Source organism: Cellulosilyticum sp. (assembly GCF_982396655.1).
Genome location: NZ_CEVXFV010000050.1, coordinates 23,219 through 30,157 on the forward strand (window position 1 = coordinate 23,219; position 6,939 = coordinate 30,157).

8 protein-coding genes and 1 pseudogene are annotated in these 6,939 nt (G+C 32.4%); 3 read left to right on the plus strand and 6 right to left on the minus strand.

Annotated elements, in window-relative coordinates; all coding sequences use genetic code 11:
• Positions 1 to 253 precede the first annotated feature (253 nt).
• The 3 genes and pseudogenes from AC1VAQ_RS16680 to AC1VAQ_RS16690 form a co-directional block, all read right to left on the minus strand.
• A pseudogene (locus AC1VAQ_RS16680) lies at positions 254 to 1,668 on the minus strand (IS1182 family transposase).
• 111 nt (positions 1,669 to 1,779) lie between these two features.
• Entirely contained in the window at positions 1,780 to 2,043 is a 264-nt protein-coding gene (locus AC1VAQ_RS16685; RefSeq protein WP_302596039.1) for a hypothetical protein, read from the minus strand.
• A gap of 2 nt (positions 2,044 to 2,045) precedes the next feature.
• On the minus strand, positions 2,046 to 2,627 hold the full coding sequence (locus AC1VAQ_RS16690) for a hypothetical protein (RefSeq protein WP_302596038.1): 582 nt from the start codon (positions 2,625 to 2,627) through the stop codon (positions 2,046 to 2,048).
• 107 nt (positions 2,628 to 2,734) lie between these two features.
• Here AC1VAQ_RS16690 and tnpA point away from each other — a divergent pair, with 107 nt between their 5' ends.
• The 3 genes from tnpA to tnpC all read left to right on the plus strand — a co-directional run bounded on the left by tnpA (position 2,735) and on the right by tnpC (position 5,114).
• A complete protein-coding gene (gene tnpA / locus AC1VAQ_RS16695; RefSeq protein ID WP_302596037.1) occupies positions 2,735 to 3,070 on the plus strand; it encodes an IS66 family insertion sequence element accessory protein TnpA in 336 nt (111 codons plus the stop codon).
• On the plus strand, positions 3,063 to 3,413 hold the full coding sequence (tnpB, locus tag AC1VAQ_RS16700) for an IS66 family insertion sequence element accessory protein TnpB (RefSeq protein WP_302596035.1): 351 nt from the start codon (positions 3,063 to 3,065) through the stop codon (positions 3,411 to 3,413). The genes tnpA and tnpB overlap by 8 nt, the downstream gene beginning before the upstream one ends.
• An 81-nt stretch (positions 3,414 to 3,494) precedes the next feature.
• Entirely contained in the window at positions 3,495 to 5,114 is a 1,620-nt protein-coding gene (gene tnpC / locus AC1VAQ_RS16705) for an IS66 family transposase (protein ID WP_479904215.1), read from the plus strand.
• A 204-nt stretch (positions 5,115 to 5,318) separates the two neighbouring features.
• Here the strand turns inward: tnpC and AC1VAQ_RS16710 are convergent, their stop codons facing one another.
• From AC1VAQ_RS16710 to AC1VAQ_RS16720, 3 genes are all read right to left on the minus strand, one after another.
• Positions 5,319 to 5,570, minus strand: coding sequence for a hypothetical protein (locus AC1VAQ_RS16710; protein ID WP_479904216.1), 252 nt, complete (start codon positions 5,568 to 5,570; stop codon positions 5,319 to 5,321).
• A 4-nt stretch (positions 5,571 to 5,574) separates the two neighbouring features.
• A complete protein-coding gene (locus AC1VAQ_RS16715) occupies positions 5,575 to 6,126 on the minus strand; it encodes a hypothetical protein (protein ID WP_479904217.1) in 552 nt (183 codons plus the stop codon).
• The coding region (locus AC1VAQ_RS16720; protein WP_479904218.1) for a hypothetical protein at positions 6,110 to 6,939 on the minus strand (830 nt) is incomplete at its 5' end. The genes AC1VAQ_RS16720 and AC1VAQ_RS16715, both read right to left, overlap by 17 nt.

The window sequence follows — 6,939 nt, forward strand, 5'->3', positions numbered from 1 at the left end:
TTCCATAACTATATAGTAAAAACATCCCTTATAAATTAAATATCATCATTTAATCTATAAGGGATGTTTTATTATTTTTAGAAATTCCTTCATCGATATACTTTAATAAAAAACTTAACTCTGAAAACCGAGGCTGCTGAAAAACTATCATTTTTTAGATAAAGCCTAAATCAGTACTTCAAAAAAAGCAATTAAAATCTAAAGTTAAGATTTTAATTGCTTTTTTTCTTTTATTATCAAGTTAATGGAGGTCTTAGTCCTCCATTAACTTGATAATTTTTTTTAATTTACTGCAAACATGGTCAATGCCCTTGCATTTCCATGCCTATGTTTTAATTCACTATTTTTAGCTTCTATTTTATATCGTTCTATTGATTTCTCTTTAAAATAGTCACTTTCTTCAAAAGTCATCTGACTTTTATGTACATTACTCTTTATGGTTACAGAATAAGTTTTACTTTTAGCCCCGTCTTTATAGCATCCAAATTTAAATGGACATACTTTACAGTTTTTAACATCAAAATAATAGGTATCTACTTGGTTTTTTGAGACACCTTTCTTACCTTGTCTTGCTTTTCAAATTGCCATATGACCAGCTTTACAAGCATACATCCCTGCATCTTTATTAAACAAAAATTCATCTTCTTTTTTTCTAACGCCTTGTGTTACAGAAGGATTCAATTTGGCTACAAGCTTAATCTCATTTTTAGTTGCTAATTCAATATTTCCTTTTTCAGAATAAGCGGCATCACCTATAATAGTATCTATTTCAAGACCAGTCGCTAAACTCTTTTCTAATAATGTTTTGAGTTCTTTTCCATTATTCTTTTCACCAGTAGTAACCGTTGCTTCAGTAATAATTCTTTCTTCAGTCATTGCTATATGCGTTTTATATCCAAAAAAGAATGTGTCAGCTGTCTTATGTCCTACCATTGCATCACTATCACTGGAAATTTTTAAATGTTCAATATCATCATTTACTGTTTCTTCTAGAAGATTGATTTTTTCTTTTACCTTAGGATATGAAGCGATTGCTTCATTACTATTTATTGTTTTCAAAAGTTCTTTGCAGTATGTGATTTCATCTTCTATCTCATTTGAAGTATTTTTAGCTGGGAAAACATCTTTCATCTTTTCATCTATTTCATACACAGCTTTACGTAATTTTTTAGAACGATCTTGCAAAATCTCTATAGGTGATTTCTGATTATAACGTGATTTAGTATGCGTTGCATCGACAATAATAGACTTCGACTTAATAATACCTTTATCAAGTGCAATTCCTACTGTCTTATTGATCAGTAAGTCTAGAAGATTAACATCTTTTAATCTAATTTTACGAAACTTAGTCAATGAACTGGCATCAATAGCCGGATCTTCAGGAGTCATATCTAGAAAATATTTAAAAGACATATCATACCTAGAGCGTTCAACAATATCCACATCGGATAAATCAAAAATGGACTTTAAAAGAAGATATTTGAACATACGAATAGGACTAATTGCATTTCTACCATTGTCTAAGCAATATTTATTAATGAGTTCATCATAAACAAAAGAAAAGTCAGTAAGCTCATTGATTTTGCGTAAAAGATTATCCTTTGGGACAACGATATCATAAATTTTCATGTATGGACTTAAAACTAAAGATTGTTGTTGTTGAAGCATAAAATCACCTTCTAAATTTGATACTTTTATTATAACAGAAAAAAGTCTATGATTGTTATAGTTGAACAATCATAGACTTTTTCAGCAGCCTCGATATTCTGAGATGTATTTTTATACTTGCACATAGGCGATAATGGCAACGACTTCTTTGTTATATAAAACATATGCAAGATCTTTTGAAGCTCCGAGTTCTTTACGGGCAAGTGATTGCCATTCATTTAGTTTAATATTCTCATGGGAGAAGCAAACTTCGTATAAGGAGTTTGCTTTTCCCATGAGTGCATCATTGAATATTTCTTCTATTTTAGTTAGAGAAAGTTGTTTCGAAGGTAAATAAGAAAGTATATCAGTTATTTTACAATTATTATTAGTCATAATTACCTGTTTACTACTTTAGATGCACTTCCCATATTAGCATAAGAACCTGATATTGCTACTATATAAAGATCTGAATATCCTACTCTTACTTTTGTTTCATCGCCTGTATTGACATATGCTATTGTGCCACCTGTATTGCTTGAGCCGAAGAGTGGATAATGAAGTCTATCGTTATAAAAAGATTCAGGATGTAATATGCTTGTACTCTTTACATAGACATTTCCATCGACATAAGAAAGAGTCTCATCTGCTGAAACGTTAAAATACAAACAGTCTGTATCCTCATTCCAATCTTTAAACCCCAGATGAAAAGCTGCCACATCTATAACTCCATCTCCAGCGAAACTAGACCTTGGTACACTTGAAAGAGCAATATCTTCATCGTCATAAACTTCTTGATTATATGTTCCATCATTATTTCTAGTAATTAATACAGTGACTCCATCTTCTAATTGTTCCTGAGACAAACTAAGTTCTTGGAATGGTATTGTTTGTGGACAAGAAGTCGTTGCTTGAAGTGGTGAAGTGAGCATACAGGTAAGGATGCTCAAACTAAATAAAGTTTTTAAAGTTTTTTTCATAATTATAAAACTCCCTTTTATTTTGTAAGCGTCACATCAAGCACGCCTACTATATCTACTGATTTTTAAGTATACTGTCCTTAAGTATTTTTAAGGAGGTATACATTTTGAGCTCACGAAAGACTACAACAAAACAAGAACGTTTTGATCTCGTTGCCCGCTTTCTTAAAAGTGGGCAATCTCACATGGTTTGGTGCCAAGAAAATGGCATCAAACCAAATACACTCTATCGCTGGAGAATGGAATATAAAACTATGCAGCAAGATGTTTGTTTTGTACCACTTGAATCTAAATCATCTAAAAGTGTTCATCCAGCACATAAAGAAAAAACTATAAGTAATGTTTTATTCGAATTAGGCTCTTGCAAGGTTCATGTACCGGAACATGTGGCAGTATCACTTCTTACAGCAGTTTTAAAAGAGGCGGTAGATTCTCATGTTTAATTATAATGGCTACAAAGTTTTCTTAGCTTGTGGCACGACTGACATGAGAAAGAACATAAATGGGCTTTGTGACATTGTGCAGCATAACTTTGATCTTGATCCTACTCAAAAATTCATCTTTGGTTTTTGTAACAGGCAACGCAATCGTATCAAGCTTTTAGTGTGGGAAGATAATGGTTTTTGGGTCCACTTTAAACGTTTAGAAAAAGGTAGCATTAGTTGGCCTGAAGCTTTAGAAGATGAAGCGACTATGAATCTCACCTTAGATGACTTTGAAAATCTTATAAAAGCACCTGGTATTAAACAAAAGATTAAGCGACAAGAAGTATGGAAAAGACCTTAATTTCCTGATGTTTCGCTAGGAATCCTTTACTAATTATGGTATAATAAATTCAGAAACTTACAACGAATGGAGAATTTTAAGGTGAACTTATTAGAACAACAACGACTAGAGATCGAAGCTTTAAGATCCAAATTAAAGGAACAAGAAAAAAAGATTGCTTTACAAGAAAAAGAAATCGCCCAAAAGCAGGCAAAACTTGCTTCATTAGAAAAGTTAAATCAATGGTACATAGAACAACTTAAATTGCGTCGACAAAAGAAATTTGGTGTGTCATCTGAAAAAGCAGATCAAAACCAGATTTCTATTGCTGACGCTTTTTCAGATTTATTTAATGAGGCAGAAGTTTTAAAAGAACCGATTGCAGTGGAACCTGATCAAAGTACGGTGATTCCAGAACATAAAAGAAAAAGATCAAAAAGAGGTTCTAAGTTCGATACACTTCCTGTGGAAACGATTGAATACAAGCTTTCAGAAGAAGAAAAAGTATGTGCCACTTGTGGTTCACCTTTAACAGAAATGAAAAAAGAAATCAGAAAAGAGCTGGTTATTATACCGGCAGAGGTAAAAATCATTGAACATGTTACTTATGTATATAGTTGTAGAAAGTGTGATCAAGAAGGAACGAATGGTTTTATAAAAAGTGCTAAGAGTCCTAAAGCACTTATTCCTAAAAGTGTAGTTTCACCTAGTCTAATGGCTTACATTATCAATCAAAAATATACCAATGCTATGCCATTATACAGGCAGGAACAGGAATTTAAACGCTATGATATTCACTTAACCAGACAAGACCTTTCAAACTGGACTTTAAAAGGTGATACACTATTAAAGCCACTTTTTGAAGCACTTAAACAAGAGCTTCTTACGAATGAGTTACTTCATGCAGATGAAACCACTGTCGAAGTACTTAATGAGCCAGGAAGAAAGGCGACTTCTAAATCTTACGAATGGCTTTATAGGACCACTAAGAATGCCGAAAGACCAGTAATCATTTATGATTATCAAGTAGGTCGAAGTGGTGAATATGTGAAGACATTCTTAAAGGACTGGAAAGGAACCTATCTTCACTGTGATGGATATAGTGGCTATAAAAAGCTTGAAAACGTTACATTATGTGGCTGCTTAGTTCATGCTAAACGAAAATTCCACGAGGCATGGCAAGCAGGTCAGAATAATGAAGAAGCTAGAAAGGGCGAAGCTTATATCCAGGAGCTTTTTGCAATAGAAAGTGAAGCTGATCAGTTAAATTATACAGCTGAAAAAAGGCTTGAACTGCGACAAAAGAAGTCCAAAAAGAAGTTAGATGCGTTTTATACTTGGATAAATGAGATCAATTCAAAAACTTTGCCACAAAGTCTACTGGGCAAGGCTATTACGTATGCCCTAAATCAAAAAGAGTATCTGAGCAACTTCTTGAAAGATGGACGAATCCAGTTGAGTAATAACCTAGCAGAACAATCTATTAAAATGTTTGTCATAGGTCGTAAAAACTGGCTATTTTCTAACACCCCAAATGGAGCTAACTCTTCTTCTATTATTTATAGTATCATTCAAACAGCAATAGCCAATAACCTTAAGCCAATGCACTATCTGGAATATGTGTTTGAACAGATTCAACTAAACAAGGATCTGCAAATCTCAGAAATTCTGCCATGGTCATTAAGTATTCCTGAAAAATGTAAAAATCCAGATACGCCATAAAGCTAGTAAAAGTATACTAGCAGTGGCGTATTTTTTGTAGGCGTGTTTGAATTGACGCTTACTTCTAAAATAATATAGCCTTACGCTTTCAATTGTGATATATATTTTCAAAGGTAAAATGCACTCCTAACAGCAGTTTTGTTGCTAAGAGTGCATTTACATCTAAATCTTAAAATTTCGCCTTAAAATATAACCAAAATTAAATCAATTACTTATCTTATATTGAAATTTAACCTTTTTGTATAATTTTAATAATGCTTCATCTTCTGTTTCAAAATACCATTCTAATTGATTTTCTTGTTCATTATTTTGATAAACTTTCCATTTTTTACTAATATCATCAAATCCATATCCTAGCACAAAGTCTGCTTCACTCAAATTATTAATTATTATTCTCCACATTCCAATCTTATCTTGAAATTCCATAATCTTCTTTTTAATTTCATTTCTGTCCATAAAATTATCCCACCTTTAAAACTCCTATTTTCTTTAATACATCTCCTCCAAATGGAGTGACTATTTGACCTGCTCCACCAGACATGCCTCCCCACTTTGCTGCTTTCCCTTTTATTCCATATGTTATATCAATAGCGGTCCCTAATTCTTTTTGTGTTTTTGAAATAAAGCAATCATAGTTATCACATAACTCCTCAAAATCATCTATCTCCCATGTATCAATCCCCTCTTGACTTAGTAACTCATTAAAGGAATCTATATCTTTCGACTTAATTGCATCAATCTTATCAAAATATGATGCATTATTAAACGAACCAGTATGATATGCAGCCTCATTTTCAACATATGGAATTGCTCGCTCACTATAGGTATATTTACCACTGGCTGGCACATCAGCAAAATTGCAACCGCCCATATACCCATATCTATCCCAAGTGTCTGGTAATCCATTGTTTCTAGATATCGATGTTATTGTATTTTCATCAAATCCCAGTTTACTAGGCCAATCATAAATAACATTTCCCTTTGCATCAAAGCCTCTAATATAGAGAGGCATCACTTGGAACATTAATATCAATCTTATATGCTGAATTCTTGAATAATTCTTGCAATCCTTTTACCTTCTGTATATCTGTCAAATCAGTTCTACTTCCTATAGATCTTGCTGCATCACTAAATTCATTAAACGACTTCAAACTACCCTTTATACCATTACTTATTTGCTTCGCAGTATCAGCAATTTCATCTATTTTATCTATATATTTTACAGCATTCTTACCTACTGTTCCTAATTCATCTAAATACTTAATGCCTCCAATTACTGGAATAATCCCTACTATATCTACCAAGGTCTGTCCAATGTGCTTCCAACTTGCTTCCCAGTTAACAATATCTGCTGATAGATCTCTTAAATCGGCTGGCATATCTATACCTATTATACCCGTACCAATTTGCATTGCTGTACCTAATATAGTGTCTGTATAATTTCCTTTAATAAGTTGATTAACAGACTTTCCTACATATGTACTTACTTTATCTTTCCAGCTACTAGAAGCTTTATTACTTATTTTATAACTACTATTATTATTTGTCTTATAACTTTTACTACTACTTGGTTTATAACTGCTATAGGTATTTGCTTTATAACTTCTACTACTACTTGATTTATAGCTACTATAATTATTTACCTTATAACCATAATCATAATCGTAGTCATACTCTTTTGTACTACTTGGTTTGTAGCTACTATAATTATTTATCTTATAACCTTTGGTACTACTTGGTTTGTAGCTACTATAATTATTTATCTTATAGCCTTTGGTACTACTTGGTTTGTAGCTACTATAATTATTTATCTTATAACCTTTGG